The sequence below is a fragment of the Roseovarius sp. S88 genome, from assembly GCF_037023735.1.
GTDB classification, from domain to species: Bacteria; Pseudomonadota; Alphaproteobacteria; order Rhodobacterales; family Rhodobacteraceae; genus Roseovarius; species Roseovarius phycicola.
On sequence record NZ_CP146069.1, the window covers coordinates 1,325,001 to 1,348,104 of the forward strand.

Below are 23,104 nucleotides of genomic sequence, written 5' to 3' on the forward strand. Positions count from 1 at the left end.
ACTGGAAAGACCACATGCGATGACCAAGGTAAAATCATCGCCAGACCACGATCGCGCCGCGCTCGCTGATCTCTTCGCCTCGCGCCGCTACTTCGCCAAGTTCGAAAAGATCACGGCGCATCTCAACCGCGTCGCGGCGGTGATGCAGGCCGAAGGTGCGCTATCCAAGCGAGAAGTTGAGGTTCTGACCGCCTATGTGCAGGCCATCGCCTACACGTTCAAAGCGCTGGCGATGAAGTACTTGCTGGTGGGCCGCGACACGGGGCAGTTTTTCGGCTCTCTGCAGATGGATGTCGAGGAAAGCGGTTTTCCGATGTTCTCGGAGTTGATGGTCATGGCCAATGACGCCGCCCAAGCGCGCCAGCATCTGGAGGGCCAACCCGATGCCGAGACGCTCAAGCGGCAAATGGTCGAACAGATCATCTCTGAACGGGAAATTCCCACCCGGCTGCAATTTGCCCTGTCGCAACGGCTTTACTACGAAGAACTGGTCAAAGGGCATCTTTTCTGGGCGCAGAATGATCCGCAAATCCTCTGGCTCGAAGGGCTGAAAGACCGCCGTCGGTATATGCTGCACTGGGCCAGCTATGACAGCCAGGTCAACCTGCCGACCATCTACCTGATGGAGCTTGAGGATACAGGCCGTCGCAGTTTGGGCAAGGACGAACGGCGCTGGCCCGAGGTGCAGGCGCATCTGATGGCGCAAAGCTTGGGTGGGTTAAAACTTTTGACCATTGCCAAAGGCTTTGACGAAAGCTTTGACGACCTGCACCCCAAAAAGCTGCGCCGCCTGCATGTCGGCCCGATGTATAGCCACGCCTTTACACGCCAGACCGGACCTCTGCGGGAGGTTCTGGCCGAGGCACAAGCGCCCAAGGGGCAGGACTGGGCCCTGGCCTGGACCGATGAGGTGTTGGAAAGCGAGCGGGTTATTGAGGAACGCGCGGGATGGTTCGGGGCCGTTGAGCGCGAGGTCTTTGCGCTTGATCCGTTCTCAGGTCACGGGGCAGAGACGGGCGCCACGCGCATGGAGCGCGCTATCATCCTGCCTGAGCGCCCCTATCAGGTGCTGGCCGAAAAGAACCCGCCGGGGTTTGGCGCGGTCACGAAATATGTGGTGAGCCCGACAGGCCGGGTGTTGAGGTATTGATGCCTCCGGCGGGGATGTTTGAGGCAAAAAGAAAGAGGGTTTCTTAGATGAGTTTGACGGCCGACACGATGGAGCTGCGGGAAGAGGATATCGCCAAGCATTACGAGGCGGCCTCTGCTATGCTGGCGGGGTTTGATCACACCCCCCGGATTGCCAAACCGGTTGAGGCTGTGGCGCAGGAGAAATCATCTGGCCTCGGCACGCGCCGACGCTTTCGCAGCACCACGCCGGGCCTCGTCACGCGATCTACCGCGCGGCCCGAGGGCGTTCAGCTTGTGGCGCGCATCGAGGGCGCGGATGAGGGCGACCCGTTGGTCAGCCCGCTTCAGGCGACGGTCCTGCACGGGTTGCGCCGGGCTTTGGCCATTGCGTTGGCCGTGGGAGAGCAGTTTGCCGAGGCCACGGGGCTGGCCGATCTGCGCCGCGCCAATCTGGCCGGATCTTTGGCCGAGGCGCGCAAGACGGAATTTACCGAGCTTTTGGGCGCCGAAGCGCTGGCGGTGGGCCATGTCTTTGCCAATGCGACCGCGTTTCTCATGGGGCCTCATGGCTCGGAGGTGAGCGTTGAGGTCGGTGAGGTCGAGGAAGTGCTCAGCGACAATGCGCAACTGATGCTGCATGGCGCGCTCTGGGAGTTGGATCAGGACATCGCGGCCCATGCCAGCGACGACGCGCGTCTGGTGGCCACCGTCGCGGCCTTCGCCGAGCAGTTGATGGAGAAAATCACCCTGCGCGCCCAGAATACCGGACGGCTGGAGGCCTTTACCGGCGCAAGCTGGCGCGTGGAGGAAGACGATTTCACCATCCGGGGGTTCGAGGCGGCGGCCAAGGGCAAATCCACGACTCTCACCATGACTTTCAAAAAACCCCATGAGGTCGTGGGCAACCATATCGCCAAGTATCAGGCTTTGAAGCTTTCCAAAATGCTGATGGCTTATGATTTCGACAGGCGGCTCAATCCCTTTGCCGAACTGGGCGGGTTCATCTTTACCTTCATGGGGGATGGCAAACCGGGGACGGGGAAGACCACGCTCATTCAGATGATGGCGGGCTTGATAAACGAGTATTGCCAGAACGCCGGCTATGCCTTTCGCTATCAGAACCTCAGCACGGACAGCATCGACAGCTATCAGGGCAAGTCAGCGCAGAACGCCAAGGCGTTTATCAACAACGTGCTTGATCCGGGCGTCATCGGCTTTGGCACGATTGATGACATAGACCAATTGGCGGGCAAACGCGGCGACCGGCAATCAAGCGCCGGGCAGCTCGAGATCACTGCCGTGCTGATGGAAAGCTTTGCAGGCGCCAACACCGTGGTGCGCGGCAATTGCACCTTCGGGATGTTCTCGAACTATCCCGAGAATGTGGATGACGCCCTGCGCCAACGCGCCGGGGCACGATTTCTCGTCGACGGGCCCCAGACGCGCGAGGATTACATCGACATCCTCTATCTGCTGATGGGCAAGAATCACGACATTCCGCTGGGCGAGCATGAGGTCTATGCCGCGCAGGAAATCAAAAAGGCCGTCGCGGCGAGTTTTGAGTCCCACAGCCGCCCGCATGAGGAGGGGCTGCTGAAGGTTTACGACCGGGTATCCAAAGACATCGGCGCGCTCGACACGATTGCCAAGATGGGTACATATCTCAAGGGCATTCAGGAGGCCGATGAACGCTTCACCGGGCGCGCGATCAAGAACATCACCGATGCGGTGAAGGTGCGGGCCATGGACTTTGAACTGCCCGATGAATGGATGGAAAACCCCGATCTCTTCCTCTTCAAGGATTACGACACCAAGAAAGCCATGATCGAAGAGCTGCGCCAGCCCATCACCATCGAAATGGTGATCCAGGAAATCAACCGCTACGCGGATTCAGAGTTCCGCTATGCGGACAAATCCGACGAGGTCGCCATTGAGACTGCCGTGCGCGAGATGGGGCGGATGGAAGAGGCCAAGCGGCGGTATCTGGAGGGGAGGGGGTGATGGCTAGAAGTTTCACTATTGAAGAAACCGGATTTCCTGACGCACCAGGTATGATGCTCGCTACCGTGAAAGCACTCAAAGAAATGGGAGGTTCTGCGTCGATTGCCGAATTGGACGAGAAAGTTGTCGAAATAGAAGGCGTTTCCGAAGAAGAACAGTCTTTTGAGATGGTCAATAATCCAGGCACACCGCGACTAAACTACTATCTCGCTTGGGCGCGCACTTATCTGAAACGAGGAAGTGCTTTGGAAAACTCTAGTCGGGGTGTATGGGCACTAACCCCGATTGGTTCATCTATCGAAACCTATGAGCAGACTCAGAAAATTTATGATCAAGTTGTCGAAGAAGAAAAAGAAAGAGCGCGCCTAAAGAGGTTGGCCAAATCTGGAAAGGCTAATTCGGACACCATTGCGCTGCAGCTTGAATTACCGAGCGATACATCACCCAATTCTGCGGACGAAGCTGAGGCGGATTGGGAAGACAAATTACTTTCAGTTCTTCGAAAAATGGATCCCTCTGCCTTCGAGAGATTAGCACAACGCCTATTGCGGGAGTCGGGTTTCACCAAAGTCGAAGTGAGAGGAAAGGTCGGAGATGGGGGTATCGACGGTGTCGGTGTGCTTCGAGTAAATCTCGTTTCTTTTCAGGTTTACTTTCAATGCAAGCGGTACACGGGAGGTGTTTCAGCAGGAGAAATACGCGATTTCCGAGGCGCGATGCAGGGACGGGCAGACAAAGGTTTATTTATCACTACAGGGCATTACACAGCTCAAGCGAACGAAGAAGCGACCCGTGATGGAGCGACTGCAATAGACCTCATTGATGGGCGACGCTTGTGCGAACTACTGAAGTCGAACAGTTTGGGTGTTTCGACAGAAATGGTCGAAAGTGTAACCATAGATCCTAGTTGGTTTGAGTCGGTTTAGCATGCACCGCCTGATCCAATCCGGCCTCATGTTTGGCAATCTGGTCCACGTGGCGAGCCCGGCTTTGGTCGAGCGCTACAACCGCGCGCTCAAGTCGTTGACGGGCAAGACCACGAAGCTGACGGATTTCTACATCGACATCTCCGGCTACTCCCCCGAGATCGGGCATGAATTGGGCGATGACCTGTACCTCAACCATGCAGGCGTGAACCGACAGTTCATCCTGCTCTCCACGGATCAGAAAACAGCGCCTTTGCTCAACGCCAAATTTTCCACTGCGCGGGGCATCCTGCGGCAGTTTATTGAGGAAAACGAGTCCGCGCTCTTTGCCCTCACGGCCCGCGATGCGGTGGCCGGAGAGCTGGTGAATTCGGTCTATGACATGTCCTCGCCCGCGCGGCTTTTTGATATTCGCAAGATCACGGTCGAGGCCGATACGACCAACGGCGCGCTGGGGCAGGCGGATGAACTGGCCCAGAAGGTTGATCGCTTCATGTCCGAAGAGGATGCGTGGTTTGATGATGTACTCATCGCCGAGATGATCGAACTGGCCGGCCAGACCGGTAACGTGCTGCGAAACCCCATTGAGCTCAAGCAGATGAGCTTTGAGCAGCGCAATTACTGGACCGACCATTTCGGCGGGGTGTATCTGTTTCAGGATCTTGATCTGCCCGCGGTGATCTGCGCCACGGATCGCACTCAGTTTGCGGATAGCCCGATTGAATATGTCTTTGACCTGACAAACAGAAATCGCATTGCCGGGTTTCTGGAACTCAACGGGCTGGTCGAACCCATCGTCAAGGCGCGCGGCATTGATGCCGGAGCAATCCTGCGCCAGAAGATGGATTTCATTCTGGTGGATGCGCTGGCAGGAGAGGGGCTTGACCTGGCGGGGCGGTCGCAGTCGGAAATGCGGCGCCTGGCGCGCCGCTATGCCAGCCACCTGCCGCGTGAATTCCACACGCTGAACGCGTTGCTCAACTGGGCGGAAAATGGCGGGCCGTGGCCTGTCATAAGCTCCGATGATCCGGCCTTTTTCTACACGCTGCGTGCCTCGGCGCATAAGGATGCCGATCTGGTCAACATGCTGCTCAGCGAACTTGCCCCCAAGGACATCCGGCAGCTCTTTATCTGCCACAAGACACTCTTTTACCGCCACTACGCCACATGGTCGGACGCCAAGAAGGACTACGTCGTCGATCTTCTGATAAACGAATACCAAGTGGATAAGCTTGGCACGCGTGAGGCGTTGTTCGGGCATGAGGCACCCATGGAAGAACCCGAACCCGCGCCACCGCCGCCTCCGAAAAAACGGGTGGATCGCGTGGGGCCTTGGGGCGCAGTGCGCACAGTATCGCGCCGCGGCAGAGGGCCGGATGGCCCGGTGGCCAACAAAGGAAGGAGATAGGCTATGGTAGCACTTGCACGGCTTTTGGTGATTGGCTTTGTCGTCTGCACCATCATTTACATTTGCCTGTCATTCTATTCCCGCGCCGTGCGTCGGGGCAAACTCAAGGAATGGTGGGAAGAAGAGGGCAAGCCCGGCGATTTGGAGGCCTATATCGAAAAGGGCCTTGAGGAATATGACGGCTCACTCCGGCGCAAACTGATTTGGGGTGTTTATATTGTGCCGTTCTGCATTGTTGCGGCGATCGTTTATTTCACCAATTTCCATTAGGGGGCGGCATCGTGGTTTACGTGAAATGGGTTTTCTGGGTGGTGTTCTGGCTCTTCTGGGCGGCGTTCTTCCACTACACGCTGCCGCAGGTCGATATCGTGCGTGTCACCGACACCTATGAAAAACGCATTGATTTCGGCGAAAACTCGATTTTTTGGGCGAGCCCGGATGTGGGCAATGACGGCACGCTGGCCAATCGGGACGTGTTTTTCATTCAGACCGTCCGTGCCAACGGCTCAACCATGGTCTATCGCAATGAGGACACAGGCTGGAGCTGGCCTCCCTATTTCAAGTTTGACACCTCAAACCTTCAGGCCGAAGCCGCAGATCAGAAATCAACCGCCGATGCGCCCAAATGGGCGGCAATCAAGCACTATGGCTGGCGCAATGAGTTTCTCTCGATTTTTCCCAACGCCGTTGGCGTCCGCCCAGTTTCAGGCCCCGATGCACCCAAGGGTGTACCTTGGGTGAACATCATTATTCTGGTTCTTTTTGCGCTTGTGGTACTCGGAGCATGGCGGCTTTGGCGACGCTTTCGCGCAAAGCGGATTGATCCCGTGGTCGACAGCATCGAGTCCGGTGTCGATGCGGCGGGTGATGCCTTGAACGATGGACGTGGACGCATGCGCCGCTGGCTTGACAGCTGGAAGCCCAAGCACAAGCGTTAAAGCGAATTTGCAGCCATTTTGACGAAATGCGCCACTTCGGCCTGTTCCACAGACCGCAGTCGATCACTCACCCACTCAGGCAAAACCAGACGGTCCGTCGGGTTTGGCGCGTGACTGATCACCTGGTCGCGCAGTTGTTTGATCAGAGCAGGGCGTGTGGTCGCGGATCCCATCGAAATATGGCGCAGAGCTTCGATCTGAGCGGCATCCAGCGTGTCCTCGGCAGGCGCAGAGGAGAACACAAAACTATGTGCTTGAACACCGAGGTCTCTTAGAAAGGTCCGCATATAGGTTTCGGCCCCTAGGCGGATACGTTCATGCGCACGCATCGTGACGTTCAGATCAACATGCAGCGCTGAAAGGCGCTCGCGCAGACCATCAAAATCAATCGAGTCAAACGCGACCGCGCGACAGAACCCATCAATGTCCATATTGGTCAGGCCCAATCGAATGGCTTCGGAGTAGAGACTGGCAAGGTATGTTTCGGGGTTCCGTGAGTAGATTAAGATGCGGCTCTTGCGCAGTGGCAAACCACGGACGATATGCCGAAAGCAAGTATGCGCCCGAGGATAAAACGCCGGGTTTTCCAGCCCCATTGGCAGCGCCTGATGCATCGCAGGCCCAAGGCCATAGTCGTTTGAAAACAGGACTTTTTTTGCCCCAACAGCTCGCGCACCATCGGCCACGGCATGATTTGTTCCCACCAAAGCCTCGATATCGGGCGTTGGTTTGTTTGGGTCACACAGCCTACGCACAACGCGGCGATGTCGGACCACCGCCTTGGGCATCTCTGCATTGACAAAAAACACACCTTGCGCACGAAGCGCGTCTAGATTGTGGGTGAGTGTGTGCTGCACATACGACGTCGCCGTCTGGTGCACACCCAGATGAAAGATATATTGCATGGACCTGCTCGGTGCCGTTTTTGTTTTTTATTAGCTACATAGTGTAGCGAACTTCCGGCAATCACGCAAGATTTGTGAATGGTCCCAAGACTCATTGCTTTGGAGCTGCACCAAATACTATTTATCCATATGCTGGGAGTGAAGATGATGGTGGTCGCAGTCATTGTCGAACTGGTCTCTGCTAATTTTCTCCGGAAGCAGGGAATTCACAGGGAATATCTGCGGATTCGACCTGAATTCAGCCATTTTGGGTAGATCTAGCACCGATTACCCACACGGTTTCAGCACGTTGCAGGCCAATTCCCTATTATTCAAGTAACAGGGAATATCAGCCGTTCGAACAGGGATTGTGCAATCAACTACAGGGAAGATTATTGAAATAACAGGGACAGCATCCGATCACCGAAACTCTGGTATGCTCAGCTCTGTCAAACCAGTATTTTCTTCAAGTTCGCCGCCTGGGAGATCAGCCCATAGTAACGTAACAGCGTGGCCGTTGGCAGCCACGGGCAAGAACATTGGCGTTGATCCCAGTGAGAACATGCTGAAGACCGGAAAAGACCGCTGCCAGGGGCACGAGAACGTGGAGTTCGCAGCGGGTGTAGCGGATAACCTCCCGGTTTCTGACGGCACCGCCGACAAGGCCGTAGGCTAATCCTGGGAATAGTGGTTTTTGCGAATTCGTTCCGCAACGCTTTGGCATGCATATGACAAAGCATTTTCCCCGCCCTCGTCGACAAAACGCCGAAACATCTGATCGTTCAGACCACCAGGAGTCGTGTGGCGCAGGCGTAATTCTTCATAGCTTTCATCCGGTGATTGGAATGCTGTATTCGCAAGACCAAGAAGCATAGTGCTGAGATAAGCCCGAGCTCCTCTATAGTCTGTGCCCTGAGTGCAAAGCCACTGGGCTGCGCACTCTGCAAAACCAAAGTAGAGCCCCATCATGCCACTTGCGACAGCGAAGGAGTCAAACTCTTCGATTGTGTTCGCGGGAATGGCAGTTCCCAGTTCTTGGAAAAGACCCATTGCGGCGTCGAGTGGAGGGAATACAGCCGTGACGCCGGTCAAGTCTGCGACTGACGGCAAAGGGATGGCTCGACAAATGATTGCATCGTGGCGCGTCCACTCTTGCAGCTGCGCAATAGGGATCGTGGCGATCAAGCTGACAATCTTTTGTTCAGGGGGAAACTCGAGCGGGACAAGTACATGTTCAGCGTCTTGTGGAAGCACGGCTAAGAACAACAGGTCGGCAGCGTTGACAATATCTGCGTTGTTTTCACAAATGCGAATTTTGTCCGAAGCCTTTGCCAACCGCTTCGAAATACTCTTAGTCCTCGCTGACACAACAATCTCATCAACGGGGTAGTCGGACTTGAGCATTCCCAAAACGATTGCCTCGGTGATAACGCCTGTGCCGATAAAGCCAAACCTCATTTTCTATCCGCCCCACGTATCAGAAAGAATGAAACCAGTTGGAAAAGGGTCACTGGGATCAAGCCCAATTTGAGAAATACCATAGATCCAACACTGACCTTCTATCCGGACCAGGCTACCAGGAAATTGTCCAATTTGTGTAGCGCCCAGCAATTCGGCCTGAAACTCGCCATCAATAATCGAACGAGTTGTGAGCGTATCGCCGGAGCGCATTTCTCCCTTTGAATGCAGTAACGCCACTGTTGAATTGGTTCCCGTCCCACAAGGCGATCGATCGGCTCGCGCGGGTTTCAAAGTGGTGCAAGTGCGTATCGCCCCGTCTTCTTCAATGGATCGAAACATGACGTAAGCCAACCCGTGAATTGCTGGAAATTCGGGATGAGAAATCTTGGTCTTTGCCGCGATGATATCCCGCAACTCAACGCCTTTTTCCGCCAATAGCCGCGCGTTCTCAGGGGCGATCGACAGCCCGATCTGATCGACATCGACGAGCGCATAAAACACGCCGCCATAGCAAAGATCATAGGTCACTGCGCCCCAAAGCGGCGTTTCAACGGTTCCATCCGGTAGCGCTACGAATGATGCAGGCATGTCGAGACTAACGCCGACCACTTTACCATCCTTGCAGGTTGCTGTCGCGCGCACGAGGCCGGATGCTGTATCGAGTGTGACCAGGGTTTCTGGCTCGATCATCTCCATCATCCCTGTTTCTAAAATAGCCGTGACGGCACACATGGAATTCGAACCGGACATGGCATGGGCCTGATCGGTCTGTAGGATGATCATGCCAAAATTTGCATCTGGATGGCATGCTGGGGTGATCAGAACAAAAGAATGGTTCGCAGCGCCGCGTGGTTCCGAGCAAAGCCACCGGCGCAGGCTGTCATCAACATCGTTAATATGTGCCAGTTTGGCAGACATGGTGTCACCGGGGATGTCGAGAACGCCGCCGGTAATGACCCGTCCGACCTCACCAGCGCAGTGAACATCCACAGTTTGAAGGGTGCGTTTCCAGTGCATGATTTTCTCCGTTAGGCCCGGTTAAAACCGATCAACTCTATATGGTTCCAGGTCGATTGCAGGTTTCACACCAGTGACCAGATCGCTCATCAGACGGGCGCAAGTCGCAGCATGGGTCAAACCCAGATGACCATGACCAGTGGCATAGAACACACCCGCTGTTTTCACAGAGGCTGACATTACTGGAATTGTATCGGGAAAGGCGGGCCGATGTCCCATCCACTCAGCAAAATCTTGAACTTCAAGTTTTGGTAGTGCTTCACGTGCACGATGCACGGTGATCTTTGCACGTCGATAGTCGGGTGGCGCGTCAAGACCGGCCATTTCGACCGTACCGCCAACACGAATGCCGCCTGCAGTCGGGCTGACCATAAAGGCCTTTGCTGGCCAAATAATTGAATGGGTCAGTTCGATTCCTGGCGCCATGATCTGCGTATGATATCCACGCTCAGTTTCCAGCGGCATAGGTTCGTTTAACAGTTTGGATAGGCGGGCGGTAAAGGCTCCAGCAGAGAGGATCACCTGATCGGCATGAACAAAATCGCCATCGCCAAGTAATACGCCATTGATACGGTCGCTGCGTTCAAATCCAGTCACTTCTGCCGTGCGGAATGTGCCGCCCAACCCGCGAAACCCCTGAAACAATCCCAGGACCAGCTTGTTTGGGTCAGCCACAGTTCGGTTGTCGGGTAGAAGGATTGCCTTCGAGATATTATCTGTGATTTCAGGCTCCAATGCACGAATTGCTTTGGAATCCAAAAGCTCATAGTCGAAACCAAACCGATCCAGCAAGTCTATGCGTTCCCGGTCAGCTTCGTATTCTTGATCACTGGCATAAAGAGATAGGCATCCAGCGGAGGACAAATGCTCTGCCATGCCAAGTTCAGCCAACAATGCTCTGGTGTCCTCCAATGACCGTTCGCAAAGGGCTGCACCTGCGGCCTCCAAACGCTGCACGACCGACGGACGACTGGAGGCGAGAAAACGCACGAACCATGGGATTAAACGGGGCATGTAAGTTGGGCTGGCACGGATCGGACCCTTTGGATTAACCAGCCAGCCGGGGATTTGTTTCCAGGTCGAGGCGCGCGCAACAGGCATAAACTCGGTCACGGCAATCGAGCCCATGTTCCCATAAGAAGCTCCGTTACCCGGCGCGTCCCGATCCACAAGCGTCACGCTATGGCCGCGTTTTTGCAACTCGTACGCAATAGCTGATCCGATCACACCGGCACCTACCACGATCGTTTTCTGAGGTTTGCTTGAATCCATTAAAGGTTCTTGCCATTTGGTTTAGCTTGAAGCGATCCTCATGACACCGCAGGGACCGTGCGCACCACCCTAAATAGGATTACCCGTTCAAGAGCGGTTCCATCGCGGTGCGCAGCTCGGCTTTTTCTGTTTCAGTAAGCGGTCCCAGCGGTGCGCGGCACTCGCCAACGGGCAAGCCCTGAAGTTCGCAGCCATACTTGATTTTTTGCACAAACTTGCCGGATTCAAGGATGTTCATAGCGCGATAAAGCGTCTTCATGATCCCTTTCGCTTTGGCCAATTCACCAGCCTTGAACGCGCGATCCAGCTCACAACAAGCCTTCGCCATACAATTCGACGGGCCACAAATCCAACTGTCCGCACCCCAGAACATGAAATCGAGTGCAATGTCATCCGATCCGGAAATCAGCTGTATTTTACCTTCGTAGCGCGATGAAATGTCGATGGCGCGTTGTAAAACACCCGAGCTTTCCTTGATGCCAATGACCCGTGGATTGTCCGCAAAGTGATCCAGCAATTCAAAGCTGATATCCGCTCCATCCTTCATTGGATAGGAATAGAGCACTAGGTTTACGTCTACTTCATCTAATACCGTCTCATAGTGTTTGATCAGCTCATCCTGCGCCGGGCGTGTATAGAAAGGCGGAGCCAACAGGACGTTGTCGTAACCGATTTCCTTGGCCAATACGGTTTGCTCGATTACCTCGCGGGTCGCAGGCGCGTTTGTTCCCGCTATCAGGATTTCATCATCATTTGCGTATTCTTTGACAAATTGCAGAACTGCACGTCGCTCCTCGGTCGATTGTGAGAAGTATTCACCGGTTGAGCCGTTGGGAACCCAACCGCTTACCCCAGCCTCGCGGAAATGGGACATCAATTTTTCGAAAGCATTAAAGTCGATCTTGCCCGCCTCATCAAAAGGCGTCACGAGCGCTGGCATGACGCCAGAGAGTTTCACATTGTAGCTCATTTGGATAATCCTTGGTCCTAGCCGCAGACAAAGCCGGGGCTTTCATATCTTTCAAATCACCGCGCGTTCGATAACCCGTTCACCTTTGGCGAAACGCTCGTACAGGAAGGGTGACAGATCCATGGAACGAAACTCGCCGTAGATGATCTGTTCGGCCACACCGCGGCCTACAGCTGGTCCCTGTTGTGACCCATGGCCCGAAGACCCGTTGGTGAAGTGAAAATTCGACACTTCATCATGCGGTCCGATAACAACATTATAGTCGAACGTGTTAAAGTCGTAATGCCCGATCCAGAAGTCGATGATCTCGACATCCTTGAACTGCGGGATGCGGTTCGAGATGATCGGATGCACCTTGTCTTCCCAGATGGTTTCCTCGGCCGAGAAGTCATCCACTTCCACCGTGGCATCCTCGCCCAGCGGAGGGCAGCCGACAAGATAGTCATCCCCAAACTGGCGGAAATGCACACCTGTCGGGTCGATGGTCAGCGGCAGATCACGGTCCAGCGGTTCCTTGGCACGGAAGATGAACGTATAGCGCCGCTTGGATTGGATATCGAGCTTGAGCCCCGCCATATCCGCCACAATGCCAGCGCGGGTGCCTGAGGCATTGACGATCGCACCGGCCTCAATGGTCTCACCCGAGGCAAGGGTCACGTTTGTCACTTTGTTGCCTTCACGTCCAATCGCCGTCACCGCGTTCTGGACGTAGTCAACACCCTTCTCAATCGACTTCTTGATCAGCCATTCAACCATCAGGGGCGCGTTGTAGTAGCCTTCGTTCTCGGTGTTCAGGCTGCCTGCTTCGATGTCGTCCAGCTTGTAAAATGGATAGCTTGCAGCGATCTGATCAGCTGTGACCATTTTGGTGCCAGCTCCGCATTCTTCCTGCACGCTCTGGTCACGTTGCAGAACCTTTGTCAGGTCCGCATTGTCGGACAAGTAAAGATAGCCGAAGTTGCGAATGCTCAGCTCGGGCACCTTAGGGTCGCCGCCCAGATTTTGGCGGAAGTTGCGCACAAAATCTGCCGCGTATTGCCCGATCTTTACGTTGATTGGATTTGCAAATTGCTGACGCATACAATTGTTGGATGCACCAGTCTGCGCCTTAGAGAACGTCGGATCAGGCTCAACAACCAACACCTTGCCCTTGAAATCCCGATTGGACGCCAGGAACCAAGCCGTACAGGCCCCCATGGTTGCTCCACCGATGATCACGACATCATACCGCCCGCATTTCGGCTTTGTGGAAAACGCTGGAAGGTTCATCTCCCACGAGGAATCTTTAGAATTCGGTTTCATGATTTGGATTCTCTTTTGACTAAGGCTCGGATCAGACTGAGCGGGTGATACCACCATCAACACGGATGTTCTGACCCGTGATGTAAGCGCCGCCTTCGGACGCAAGGAAGGCCACTGTCGCGGCGATTTCGTCATACGAACGGCCATAGCGGCCCATAGGAATCTTGGCCATGAAATCCGCGTTTTCTGGCAAACTGTCGATGAATCCGGGTAACACATTATTCATGCGCACATTTTCAGCAGCGTATTTATCAGCAAACAGTTTGCTGTAAGCGGCCAGACCAGCGCGCATGACGCCCGAGGTCGGGAAAACCGGATCGGGTTCGAAAGCAGCGAAGGTCGAGATATTGATGATTGTGCCGGATTTCTGCGCAATCATAATTGGAGCAACAATGCGAGTGGCGCGGACAGCGTTGAGGAAATAGACCTCCATGCCTTCGTGCCAATCTTCATCGCTGATCTCCAAAATTGGTGCGCGCGGGCCATGACCCGCCGAATTTACCAGCACATCGATACGGCCCCATTTTTCCATGGCGGCATCAACCAGCGCCTGCAGGTCTTCGCTGGATTTGTTGGTGCCGGTCAGGCCAATACCGCCCAGTTCCTGAGCCAAAGCTTCGCCCTTGCCGGACGAGGACAGGATTGCGATGTTGAAGCCGTCAGCCGCAAGGCGCCGAGCACTGTCAGCCCCCATGCCACTGCCGCCACCCATAATAATTGCTACTTTGTTTTGAGCCATAGTCCGTCTCCCTGCTTATCTGACTGCAACATGATAGCGCTGACGAGTTTTGACTAACCAGTAATTCTGCTATAAAGCTGTAGAAAATCTACTGACTTTAAAGCATGCGCAAACTTCCTCCGCTAAACTCTCTGAAAGCTTTTGAAGCCTCCGGTCGTCATCTGAACTTCCGGCTAGCTGCCGATGAATTGGGCGTGACGCAAGGCGCTGTCGCACAGCAGGTGCGTGGTTTAGAAGAACTGTTGAAAATCAAACTGTTCGATAGGCAACCGCGCGGCCTGTCCCTTACCGATGAAGGACGCGGCTATCTCCCAGCGATCCGGCGCGCCTTTGACATGATCGGCGAGGCTACTGAACAATTGTCGCCGCAAGACGCTGTTGTAACGATCAGTACGACGCCATCGTTTGCTACACGCTGGCTGGTGCCAAAGCTGGGCAGATTGGCCCAAGATCATCCGGAACTGCGGGTGCGTCTTGACGCATCGAACGCGCTGGCCAACTTCCAAACAGACGGCGTAGATATCGCAATCCGGCAAGGTACGCTGCCTTTCGGTCCCGGACTGGTGGCTGAAAAACTGTTTTCGGGTGATCTCATCGCCGTGTGCCACCCCGATTTGGCGGCTGGCTCACACCCAATCAGAGTACCTTCCGACCTCGCTCATCACATGCTGCTAGAGGATACACACGGACACTGGCCCTTGTTTTTGGAGGCGTTGACCAAAGACAGTCCAGAATTTGAGACCAAGTCAATGGCGTTCAGTCAGACTTCGATGGCCATTGATGCGGCGATTGCTGGTCAGGGTGTTGCACTCACCGCTCGGGATTTTGTCATTGAAGACCTTGCTGCGCATCGACTTTGCCAGCCCTTTGAATATTCGATGCCTATGACGGATGGCTACTACCTTGTCGCCCCGCGCAGGCCGCGTAAGCCTGCGCTGGTTGCAATGGTAAATGGATGGCTCTTGGCACAACTATAGATATCCGTTCGGTTAAAACGCTCGCATCCGATGCTCTGATCGTTCCTATGGGCGCAAGGAGGAAACACGAAGCCTGGTCGGAGCTTTCGGAGCGCTACGATGATAGTGGGTTTTCTGGTGGCTCGATGGAGCGACCGGGGCTCAGGCGGGAGGGGCTGACCCTTACGAGACGCTATTGGTACTACACCTCTAGGAAATCAGGCTCTGAGGATCGCAATGGCGTCGACCGATTGCCTGCTAAGGAGATCGAGCGGCTCGTATTCAGCAGCCTCGAAAACTGTCTGCACGACAAGACCTGGCTGGCAAATCAGGCAAGACGGACCGAGGGAGGAGATGCCTCGATCTCCGACATCCTGCAGGCGCAGAGGCGTGGATCACAGAGCTTGCCGAAGACGACAGCGATACCAAATCCCAGAGTCTTTTCGGTTTGATCGACCGGATTTATGCGCACAAGGACTGTCTGTGCATTCGGTTCAATCTGCATGCGTTATTAGCGCCGGATGAGCCCTGTGTTCCGATACTTGCTAAATGCGAAGTCCCGTTCCAAAAACGCCAGAACGGTCGGGCAAAACCGATTATCATCACACCCAATGATGCTCCGCAATTGAATCCGGAACTCATAGCACGTGTCGCGGATGCCAAACGTTGGGCTCACGAACTCCTCGATGGGAAAGCAACCTCCATTCAGCAAATCACGGGGCGAGAAGGATTGCGCAGCGGAATCTGTCAGCCGAATCCTGCCGCTTGCCTGGCTGGCGCCGGACATCTCGATGGCCATTCTAGAGGGTTGCCAGCCATCAGATCTCAGCGCAAAAACGTTACGGGATCTTCCTTACATGCCGCTGGATTGGGAAAAACAACGCGAGATCCTCGGCTTCCCACATCTTTGAAGCTGCACAAAGCACCTCAAGACGTCACACGTAATGGCCGCACTGAGACTTTTCTAGAATCCAGCCTAAACTGCGCCAGATCGGAGGCCAAATGAGAGGTCTCTCGTGCGCTATGTTCCCGTAACTCACTGAATTATAATCACAAATAAGGGGGTTCCAGATATCGGTGATTTTAGGAAGACTGAGTGGTGGGCGACCTAGGAATCGAACCTAGCGTGCGTCTCCGCGAGGGAGTTACAGTCCCCTGCCACACCTTGCGGCCTGTCGCCCACTGACCCGGGGCCAAAGCCTCAGGCGTGCAGGCGTATTTAGAAGCGGGGCCTTGGCCCGTCAACCCGAAAATAGCTTGCAGCAGTGCCCGCGCCAGCCCATTGTCCGCCAGCGTGAAAGGAGCGCATGGATGGCGTCAAAGAAACCTCGTTGGGTGGTCGAAAAAGAGCAGGCCAAGAAGGCTGCTGCAGAGCAGACTGTGTGGCTCTTCGGACTGCACGCGGTGCGGGACGCGCTGTGCAATCCAAGACGTGAGAAAATTCGACTTATTGTGACGAAAAATGCGGCAGACAAGTTGGCGGATGCCATTGCGGAGGCAGCGTTGGAGCCAGAAATGGCCGATCCGCGCAAGTTCTCAGCTCCACTTGATCCGCAATCGGTACATCAGGGCGCCGCTCTTGAGGTCAAACCGTTGGATTGGGGGCCTGTTGAAACACTCTGTCTTGGGGATGGGGTGCATCCACCGCGCGTGGTGATGCTCGACCGGGTGACTGATCCGCACAACGTCGGTGCCATCCTTCGGTCTGCAGAGGTGTTTGGGGCTTGTGCCGTGATCGCACCGCGTCATCATTCGGCCCCCGAAACTGGCGCGCTCGCCAAGACCGCCAGTGGTGCTCTGGAACGTCAGCCTTATGTTCGCGTGCGTAATCTGGCAGATACCATCGGTCAGTTGCAGTCCATGGGCTATATCGTCCTTGGTTTGGCCGGAGAAGCAGATCAGACAATCGAAAACGCGCTTTCAGGACTTTTTGACAGGCCTGTAGCGATGGTCCTTGGGGCTGAAGGGCCGGGCCTTCGGCAGAAAACCCGTGAAAGCTGCGACAAATTGGTGCGCATCGCGTTTCCGGGCGCTTTTGGCTCACTGAATGTCTCAAATGCTGCGGCTGTTGCCCTATATGCATCTCAACCTGTTTCGCCAAAGGACATTTGATGGCCCCAAAGATTGCAACCTGCAGCTATTGCGGTACACGTGCCGCATTGGTGTTCGACGAAGGGCTGCATGAACTCACATGTCGGGCTTGTGGCGCGCCTTTGCACGAAATGAAATTTATGCCGCATCCCTCTGATAAAGTGGAAAAAAGGCGGCGTGATGCAAAGCCCGACAGGCAAACGTCACGTCGTAGGCCTGTGCCAGAGCACATGCGGCGTGAATGGCGCGACTGGCCTGCCCGCAAACGCCCAAAACGGCGGCGCAAACCGATTGCAAAGCGGATGCTCGAAGAGCTTTGGGATGTCGTCGAAGATATCTTTGACTGAGCTGGGCAGAATTTTGCCGTCAGTTAACCTTTTGTTCACACGTATTTTACAACCTCTTTTTATTCTGAGGCGGATACCTACATGGTACTCAGAGGCATCGGTATGGAACTTCGATGCTTCACTTCACTGTCCCTCGTTCCGCGACTGGCGCCCGGTTTCCTCCGGGCGCTTTTTTTGCCCGCAACCCGCGTTAGGGTCCGCTCATGAACGAACAGTATTCTGACCGATATCTCAAAGACATTCTGACCCGCACCAAACGCATCGCGGTGGTTGGGGTGTCCATGAATGAGGTGCGTCCCAGTTTTTACGTGGCACGCTATCTCAAGCTCAAAGGGTTTGAGGTGATCCCGGTCAATCCCGGCCATGCCGGCAAGCAAGCCTTTGGTCAGACTGTTGTGGCGAGCTTGGGGGATATTGAGGGCGAGGTGGACATGGTCGACATTTTTCGCCGGTCCGACCATGTGCCGCCCATTGTCGATGAGGCGTTGGAGCTGTTTCCCGGCTTGCAAACCATCTGGATGCAAATTGGCGTCTGGCACGAGGACGCCGCAGAAAAGGCGCGCTCTCACGGCGTAGACGTCATCATGAATCGCTGTCCCAAGATTGAATATCAGCGCCTCTTTGGCGAGTTACGCATGGGCGGGTTCAACACCGGGGTGATTTCTTCAAAGCTTTGAGCGGGATGGCAAAGGTTCGCGTCTGAGTATTTTGAGAACAGTGAAACCTGTGTGCGTTTATGCCGAGGTGAAATCTGCCGCAACACGCATGTCGCGCAGGGGTCGCACCGATGCGATGGATTTCTGATAGAGCGGGTGGGCTTTGTAAGCGTCCAGAGCTGCCTTGTTGGCAAACTCCGCATAGACCACCAGATCCACGTCAATCTCGCTCAGTTTGTCGATGTGATGATTGGTGCCAACCTCAAAATGCGCGCAATGTTCGATTTGGCCCAGGATTTCCAGCCCTTCGCGAATACGCGGCAGGTCGGTTTTGTTCTTGGCGGTGAAAAACACGATGTGGCGGATCATTTTGATCGTGAGGCCTTTTCCGCTAGGCCCGATTGGGATTGGCGCTGTGCAAGCTCCTCCAGCACGTCCGCAAGCGCAACATCGCGGCTTTTGAGCATGACAAGAAGATGAAACAGAACATCCGCCGCCTCAGACGTGAGCCGCGCCTGATCACCTTTCACAGCCTCAACAATGGCCTCGATGGCCTCTTCACCAAACTTTTCAGCCACCTTTTCAGGGCCTTTTGCCAGAAGTTTGGCGGTCCAGCTGTCCTCAGGTGAGGCGGCGGCGCGTTTCGCAATGATCTGTTCCAGGTCTTCCAGCGTCATGCGCCCAACCTCATCGGGATGCCCGCCGCGGCCATATGTGCCTTGGCTTCGGCGATGGTGAAATCGCCAAAGTGAAAGATTGAGGCGGCCAGTACCGCGGACGCGCCGCCCTTGGTGACGCCTTCGACAAGGTGATCCAGCGTGCCGACACCGCCAGATGCAATCACGGGTATGGATACCGCATCGGAAATGGCCTTTGTCAGCGGCAGGTTAAACCCCGCCCGCGTGCCGTCGCGGTCCATCGAGGTCAGCAATATCTCACCTGCGCCCTTTTCTTGCACCAGTTTGGCAAACGCCACCGCATCAATGCCCGTGGGCTTGCGCCCACCATGGGTGAAAATCTCCCATGTGCCGGGGCTGACTGTCTTGGCGTCGATGGCCACGACAATGCATTGCGACCCGAATTGATCGGCGGCCTCCGTCACAACATCGGGGTTGGCCACAGCGGCAGAGTTGAACGAGACCTTATCGGCCCCGGCCAAAAGGAGATTGCGCACATCTGAGGCCGTGCGCACGCCGCCACCGACTGTGAGCGGGATATAGCATTGCTCAGCGGTGCGCGTGACCACATCCATCATCACGCCGCGGTTTTCATGGGTGGCGTGAATGTCGAGAAAGCACAGCTCATCCGCCCCGGCGGCATCATAGGCGCGCGCGGCATCTACCGGATCGCCCGCATCACGCAGGTTGACGAAATTCACGCCCTTCACCACGCGGCCATCAGCCACGTCGAGACAGGGTATGATCCGGGTTTTGAGCATCGCACCGCTTATGTAACAAGGTTCACGCGCTTGTTTATGGGCATTTGCGCCGGTTTGCCAGAGAGTTAAGCCAACTTGAAGCGATCAAGAGAGGGAAGACATGAAACGGCTACTTTTGGCAGGGGGAATGATGCTTATGGCGCAAGGTGTGATGGCGAGTGACGATGATATCGTCAAGGTGAAGGCCAGTGGCGATGTGGCGGCGACGATGGATGCGCTGCAAGCCGCAGTCGAAGGGGCCGGAGCCACGGTTTTCGCCCGTGTGGATCATGCCGGAGGAGCGGCCAAGGTTGATCTGGAACTGGCCGACTCGCAGCTTTTGATCTTTGGCAATCCCAAGCTTGGCACGCCCGCGATGCAGGATGATGCGCTGGCGGGGCTCTTTCTGCCGCTCAAAGTACTGGTCTATGAGGATGCCGAAGGGCAGGTTTGGCTGGCCTATGAGGACCCCAAGGAGATGCTGGATGACCTGTCGGGCATCAATCTGGAAGCGGAATACATCAAGAAAATGACCGGTGCCTTGGGCAAGCTGACGGGCAAGGCGGCGGGCGGTTAACGTTTCAAAGCGCCCAATGCCTCATTGAGGTCGATAGCCCCATCATAGAGCGCGCGGCCGGAGATCGCACCGTTGAGGGCCGCGCCGCAATCGCGCAGAGCGATCAGGTCGTCCAAAGAGCTGACGCCGCCCGAGGCAATGACGGGGATTGATACAGAACGGGCCAGATCGGCGGTGGCCTCGATATTGGGGCCTTGCATGGCCCCGTCGCGGTTGATGTCGGTGTAGATGATCGCCGCCACGCCCGCATCTTCAAAGGATTTAGCGAGGTCCGTGACCATCACATCGGTCTCCTCCGCCCAGCCTTTGGTCGCGACGCGGCCATTGCGGGCATCAATGCCGACCGCGACTTGGCCGGGGAAGGTTTTGGCGGCCTCGCGCACCAGATCGGGGTTCTCCACCGCCACAGTACCTAGGATCACGCGCGCCAGACCCTTGTCGAGCCAGCGCTCGATTGTGGCCATGTCACGGATGCCGCCGCCGAGTTGGGCGGGCACCTTCGTGGCCTTCAGGATCGCCTCGACAGGGGTAGCATTGACCGGCTCTCCGGCAAAAGCGCCATTGAGATCAACCAGATGCAGCCATTCGCAGCCTGCTTCGACAAAGGCCATGGCCTGGGCCGCAGGGTCGTCGTTAAAGACCGTCGCTTTATCCATCTCCCCTTTGACAAGGCGCACGGCCTGGCCGTCTTTGAGGTCAATTGCTGGGTAAAGGATCATGGTCACAGGTCCATTCAAAGTAATTCGCCGCGATGTGCCACGAGAGCCGCCGATTTGCAACGCGACGTGGCGTCAGACTTGATCGAAACGCTCGTTGCGCTCAGTTTGCGCCAATCAAATCGGGAGGAGAGACCCATGAAAACGATAGCACTGGCCGCTGTGGCCACTTTGATGAGCGCTGGCGTGGCTTTTGCGGCTGATCCGCTGGAAGGCTTCTGGCGCACGGCCAAGGATGACAATGGCGAGTCAGGCCTGATCCATGTCACACCTTGCGGCGCGAAACTCTGTGGCAAGTTGGTCAAAGCCTATGACGCCAACGGCAAAGAAATGGCGTCCGACAATATTGGCCGAAACATCATTTCCGAGACGGTGAGCAAGGGCGGCGGCTCTTACAAAGGTAAGATTTACGCCCCGGATCGCGGCAAAACCTACAATTCCAAGCTTAGCCTTTCAGGTAAGTCTCTGAAAGTCTCTGGATGCGTTCTGGGCATCTGCCGGGACGGCGGCACGTGGAGCAAAGTCAAGTAAGACGGCTTTAAGCACGCTTCTCAGGGTGCCCATCGCAAGAAGTTTGAAATGATCGCCAGGCCAGTGGCCTGGCTTTTTTCCGGGTGAAACTGGGTGCCGACGATGTTGTCGCGGCCCACGACGGCCGTGACATCCTCGCCATAGCTCACATGCGCAAGCCGAATTGCCGGGTCATCGACACGGAACTGGTAGGAATGCACGAAGTAAGCGTGATCCCCGGTTGAGATGCCCTTGAGCACCGGGTGAGGCGCATTGATCACAAGATCGTTCCACCCCATATGCGGAACCTTCATACTTGGGTCAGACGGGGCGAGCGCACCAACTGTCCCGCGGATCCAGTCAAAACCGGGGGTCTCAGAGTATTCCAACCCGCGGGTTGCGAGCATTTGCATGCCGATGCAAATCCCCATGAAAGGGCGGCCCTTGGCGATCACCACCTCTTCAATGGCCTCAAACACGCCACGATGGTCAAAGAGCGCCTTCCGGCAGGCCGGAAACGCCCCGTCTCCGGGCAGGACCACACGGCTAGCCCGACGCACGACATCCGGGTCGGAGGTGACGATAACATCTCCCGCACCAACATCGGATGCCATGCGCTGAAACGCCTTTTCTGCCGAGTGCAGGTTGCCGGACTCGTAGTCGACGATAACGGTGGTCATGGCCCCTACAACATGCCCTTGGTCGACGGTATCGCATCAGCCTTGCGTGGATCGACCTCCAGAGCATCACGCAGGCTGCGCGCGACGGCCTTGAACGCGGCTTCGGCGATGTGGTGGCTGTTGATCCCGTGCAACCGGTCCACATGCAGTGTCAGGCCGCCATGGGTGCTGAATGCTTGGAAAAACTCCCGCACCAACTCGCAGTCAAACGTGCCGATTTTGGGTGTGGGAAGCTCCACGTTCCAAACCAGATAGGGCCGCCCGGACAGATCCAGTGCCGCCCGCACCAGCGCATCATCCATCGGCAAAAGACAGGCCCCATAGCGCCGGATGCCTTTTTTGTCGCCCACGGCCTCAGTGAGGGCCTGGCCAAGCGCAATGCCCACATCCTCAACCGTGTGGTGATCATCAATGTGCAAATCGCCGTCACATCGCACCGTCATATCGATAAGCGAATGGCGGGCCAGCTGATCCAGCATATGGTCAAAAAACCCAACGCCCGTGGCGTTTTCATACGCCCCGGTCCCGTCGAGAGTGATCTCGACCGAGATATCGGTTTCCGCCGTCTTGCGGGTGATCTTGGCCTGTCGCATGGGCACATTCCGTTATGAATACTGGGCGCTTATAGGCGCGGCAAAGCGTGTCGCCAAGAGGGCAAAAAGCAGCAATTTCAGGGATGTGGTGTTGCTGCAAGGTGTCGAAACACCGAAATGCTCAGCACCTGGACGCCCCAATAAAACACAAATTTCGATTGGTTTTATTGGAGCGGGCGATGAGATTCGAACTCACGACCCTTACCTTGGCAAGGTAATGCTCTACCCCTGAGCTACGCCCGCGTCCGATGGGTGAGGTGGGAGATATAAAGTCTCATCCCGCGCTGCAAGGGAAAACCGCAGTGCGGTGGCACTTTTTTGCCGGATGTTTCGGGTCTGCTCGACCGTGCCGCGCGATTACTGGCTAAAGCGCAGGACCAATTCTGCGTAGATCAGTGTGGAACTCAGCAAAAGAACACCCACAAACATCATGCGACGCTTGAAACTCGGTGGTGTGCGGTCTTCGTGGTCGTGCTCGGTATAACCTGTCACGTCACGTCTCCTGTATCAGT

The 23,104-nt window shown here is 55.7% G+C and carries 28 protein-coding genes and 2 tRNA genes; 14 read left to right on the plus strand and 16 right to left on the minus strand.

What is annotated here, in order from left to right; all coding sequences use genetic code 11:
• Positions 1 to 19: 19 nt before the first annotated feature.
• Genes RZ517_RS06720 through RZ517_RS06745 form a run of 6 tightly spaced genes read left to right on the plus strand, consistent with a single transcriptional unit; the run spans position 20 to position 6,404 of the window.
• Positions 20 to 1,150, plus strand: a complete 1,131-nt coding sequence (locus tag RZ517_RS06720) for a hypothetical protein (RefSeq protein ID WP_338550693.1) — start codon at positions 20 to 22, stop codon at positions 1,148 to 1,150.
• Positions 1,151 to 1,197: 47 nt separating this feature from the next.
• Positions 1,198 to 3,132: an AAA family ATPase gene (locus RZ517_RS06725; protein WP_338550694.1), complete on the plus strand. Its 1,935-nt coding sequence runs from the start codon at positions 1,198 to 1,200 to the stop codon at positions 3,130 to 3,132.
• Complete coding sequence (locus RZ517_RS06730; protein ID WP_338550695.1) at positions 3,132 to 4,058, plus strand: restriction endonuclease; 927 nt, start codon at positions 3,132 to 3,134, stop codon at positions 4,056 to 4,058. Before RZ517_RS06725 ends, RZ517_RS06730 begins: the two co-directional genes overlap by 1 nt.
• Position 4,059: 1 nt before the next feature.
• Complete coding sequence (locus RZ517_RS06735) at positions 4,060 to 5,466, plus strand: DUF6638 family protein (protein ID WP_338550696.1); 1,407 nt, start codon at positions 4,060 to 4,062, stop codon at positions 5,464 to 5,466.
• A gap of 3 nt (positions 5,467 to 5,469) precedes the next feature.
• The gene (locus tag RZ517_RS06740; RefSeq protein WP_338550697.1) at positions 5,470 to 5,736 is read left to right on the plus strand and encodes a hypothetical protein; all 267 of its coding nucleotides are present in this window, start codon (positions 5,470 to 5,472) and stop codon (positions 5,734 to 5,736) included.
• An 11-nt stretch (positions 5,737 to 5,747) separates the two neighbouring features.
• A complete protein-coding gene (locus RZ517_RS06745; protein ID WP_338550698.1) occupies positions 5,748 to 6,404 on the plus strand; it encodes a DUF1523 family protein in 657 nt (218 codons plus the stop codon).
• Here the strand turns inward: RZ517_RS06745 and RZ517_RS06750 are convergent.
• Complete coding sequence (locus RZ517_RS06750; RefSeq protein ID WP_338550699.1) at positions 6,401 to 7,309, minus strand: hypothetical protein; 909 nt, start codon at positions 7,307 to 7,309, stop codon at positions 6,401 to 6,403. The genes RZ517_RS06745 and RZ517_RS06750 overlap by 4 nt on opposite strands.
• Positions 7,310 to 7,805: 496 nt before the next feature.
• Between RZ517_RS06750 and RZ517_RS06755 the strand changes: the two genes are divergently transcribed.
• A complete protein-coding gene (locus RZ517_RS06755; protein WP_338550700.1) occupies positions 7,806 to 7,964 on the plus strand; it encodes a methyltransferase domain-containing protein in 159 nt (52 codons plus the stop codon).
• Here RZ517_RS06755 and RZ517_RS06760 read toward each other — a convergent pair.
• The 6 genes from RZ517_RS06760 to RZ517_RS06785 all read right to left on the minus strand — a co-directional run bounded on the left by RZ517_RS06760 (position 7,961) and on the right by RZ517_RS06785 (position 14,049).
• Positions 7,961 to 8,746 (minus strand): pyrroline-5-carboxylate reductase, encoded by a 786-nt coding sequence (locus RZ517_RS06760; protein ID WP_338550701.1) that lies wholly within the window; start codon positions 8,744 to 8,746, stop codon positions 7,961 to 7,963. The two genes, RZ517_RS06755 and RZ517_RS06760, sit on opposite strands and share 4 nt — an antisense overlap.
• Before the next feature lie 3 nt (positions 8,747 to 8,749).
• Entirely contained in the window at positions 8,750 to 9,766 is a 1,017-nt protein-coding gene (locus tag RZ517_RS06765) for a proline racemase family protein (protein ID WP_338550702.1), read from the minus strand.
• Positions 9,767 to 9,787: 21 nt separating this feature from the next.
• A complete protein-coding gene (locus RZ517_RS06770) occupies positions 9,788 to 11,038 on the minus strand; it encodes an FAD-dependent oxidoreductase (protein WP_338550703.1) in 1,251 nt (416 codons plus the stop codon).
• Between the two features lie 79 nt (positions 11,039 to 11,117).
• Positions 11,118 to 12,008, minus strand: coding sequence for a 4-hydroxy-tetrahydrodipicolinate synthase (gene dapA, locus RZ517_RS06775; protein ID WP_338550704.1), 891 nt, complete (start codon positions 12,006 to 12,008; stop codon positions 11,118 to 11,120).
• 51 nt (positions 12,009 to 12,059) lie between these two features.
• Positions 12,060 to 13,310, minus strand: coding sequence for an NAD(P)/FAD-dependent oxidoreductase (locus RZ517_RS06780; RefSeq protein ID WP_338550705.1), 1,251 nt, complete (start codon positions 13,308 to 13,310; stop codon positions 12,060 to 12,062).
• Between the two features lie 31 nt (positions 13,311 to 13,341).
• Positions 13,342 to 14,049, minus strand: coding sequence for an SDR family oxidoreductase (locus RZ517_RS06785; protein WP_338550706.1), 708 nt, complete (start codon positions 14,047 to 14,049; stop codon positions 13,342 to 13,344).
• A gap of 104 nt (positions 14,050 to 14,153) precedes the next feature.
• Between RZ517_RS06785 and gcvA the strand changes: the two genes are divergently transcribed.
• Both gcvA and RZ517_RS06795 read left to right on the plus strand, forming a co-directional pair.
• The gene (gene gcvA, locus RZ517_RS06790; protein ID WP_338550707.1) at positions 14,154 to 15,026 is read left to right on the plus strand and encodes a transcriptional regulator GcvA; all 873 of its coding nucleotides are present in this window, start codon (positions 14,154 to 14,156) and stop codon (positions 15,024 to 15,026) included.
• 665 nt (positions 15,027 to 15,691) lie between these two features.
• Entirely contained in the window at positions 15,692 to 15,916 is a 225-nt protein-coding gene (locus tag RZ517_RS06795) for a hypothetical protein (RefSeq protein ID WP_338550708.1), read from the plus strand.
• A 186-nt stretch (positions 15,917 to 16,102) separates the two neighbouring features.
• Here the strand turns inward: RZ517_RS06795 and RZ517_RS06800 are convergent.
• Positions 16,103 to 16,186, minus strand: a tRNA-Tyr gene (locus tag RZ517_RS06800).
• A 130-nt stretch (positions 16,187 to 16,316) separates the two neighbouring features.
• On the opposite strand from RZ517_RS06800, the gene rlmB reads away from it, so the two are divergent.
• The 3 genes from rlmB (at position 16,317) to RZ517_RS06815 (ending at position 18,120) form a co-directional block, all read left to right on the plus strand.
• On the plus strand, positions 16,317 to 17,117 hold the full coding sequence (gene rlmB, locus RZ517_RS06805) for a 23S rRNA (guanosine(2251)-2'-O)-methyltransferase RlmB (RefSeq protein WP_338550709.1): 801 nt from the start codon (positions 16,317 to 16,319) through the stop codon (positions 17,115 to 17,117).
• Positions 17,117 to 17,443, plus strand: a complete 327-nt coding sequence (locus RZ517_RS06810) for a hypothetical protein (protein ID WP_338550710.1) — start codon at positions 17,117 to 17,119, stop codon at positions 17,441 to 17,443. Before rlmB ends, RZ517_RS06810 begins: the two co-directional genes overlap by 1 nt.
• A 203-nt stretch (positions 17,444 to 17,646) precedes the next feature.
• Complete coding sequence (locus RZ517_RS06815; RefSeq protein WP_338550711.1) at positions 17,647 to 18,120, plus strand: CoA-binding protein; 474 nt, start codon at positions 17,647 to 17,649, stop codon at positions 18,118 to 18,120.
• Between the two features lie 57 nt (positions 18,121 to 18,177).
• Here RZ517_RS06815 and RZ517_RS06820 read toward each other — a convergent pair whose 3' ends face one another.
• Genes RZ517_RS06820 through hisF form a run of 3 tightly spaced genes read right to left on the minus strand, consistent with a single transcriptional unit; the run spans position 18,178 to position 19,537 of the window.
• Positions 18,178 to 18,468 (minus strand): Dabb family protein, encoded by a 291-nt coding sequence (locus RZ517_RS06820; protein ID WP_338550712.1) that lies wholly within the window; start codon positions 18,466 to 18,468, stop codon positions 18,178 to 18,180.
• Entirely contained in the window at positions 18,465 to 18,776 is a 312-nt protein-coding gene (locus tag RZ517_RS06825) for a phosphoribosyl-ATP diphosphatase (protein WP_338550713.1), read from the minus strand. The genes RZ517_RS06820 and RZ517_RS06825 overlap by 4 nt, the downstream gene beginning before the upstream one ends.
• On the minus strand, positions 18,773 to 19,537 hold the full coding sequence (hisF, locus tag RZ517_RS06830; protein ID WP_338550714.1) for an imidazole glycerol phosphate synthase subunit HisF: 765 nt from the start codon (positions 19,535 to 19,537) through the stop codon (positions 18,773 to 18,775). Before hisF ends, RZ517_RS06825 begins: the two co-directional genes overlap by 4 nt.
• Before the next feature lie 100 nt (positions 19,538 to 19,637).
• On the opposite strand from hisF, the gene RZ517_RS06835 reads away from it, so the two are divergent.
• A complete protein-coding gene (locus RZ517_RS06835; protein ID WP_338550715.1) occupies positions 19,638 to 20,093 on the plus strand; it encodes a DUF302 domain-containing protein in 456 nt (151 codons plus the stop codon).
• On the opposite strand, the gene hisA is transcribed toward RZ517_RS06835, so the two are convergent.
• Entirely contained in the window at positions 20,090 to 20,812 is a 723-nt protein-coding gene (gene hisA, locus RZ517_RS06840; RefSeq protein WP_338550716.1) for a 1-(5-phosphoribosyl)-5-[(5-phosphoribosylamino)methylideneamino]imidazole-4-carboxamide isomerase, read from the minus strand. The two genes, RZ517_RS06835 and hisA, sit on opposite strands and share 4 nt — an antisense overlap.
• A gap of 135 nt (positions 20,813 to 20,947) precedes the next feature.
• Between hisA and RZ517_RS06845 the strand changes: the two genes are divergently transcribed.
• Entirely contained in the window at positions 20,948 to 21,340 is a 393-nt protein-coding gene (locus tag RZ517_RS06845; protein WP_338550717.1) for a DUF2147 domain-containing protein, read from the plus strand.
• 20 nt (positions 21,341 to 21,360) lie between these two features.
• On the opposite strand, the gene hisH is transcribed toward RZ517_RS06845, so the two are convergent.
• The 4 genes from hisH to RZ517_RS06865 all read right to left on the minus strand — a co-directional run bounded on the left by hisH (position 21,361) and on the right by RZ517_RS06865 (position 23,084).
• Complete coding sequence (gene hisH / locus RZ517_RS06850) at positions 21,361 to 21,999, minus strand: imidazole glycerol phosphate synthase subunit HisH (RefSeq protein WP_338550718.1); 639 nt, start codon at positions 21,997 to 21,999, stop codon at positions 21,361 to 21,363.
• Positions 22,000 to 22,004: 5 nt separating this feature from the next.
• Entirely contained in the window at positions 22,005 to 22,592 is a 588-nt protein-coding gene (hisB, locus tag RZ517_RS06855) for an imidazoleglycerol-phosphate dehydratase HisB (RefSeq protein ID WP_338550719.1), read from the minus strand.
• 168 nt (positions 22,593 to 22,760) lie between these two features.
• Positions 22,761 to 22,835 (minus strand) — tRNA-Gly (locus RZ517_RS06860).
• Positions 22,836 to 22,949: 114 nt separating this feature from the next.
• Positions 22,950 to 23,084 (minus strand): hypothetical protein, encoded by a 135-nt coding sequence (locus RZ517_RS06865; RefSeq protein WP_317055540.1) that lies wholly within the window; start codon positions 23,082 to 23,084, stop codon positions 22,950 to 22,952.
• Positions 23,085 to 23,104 lie beyond the last annotated feature (20 nt).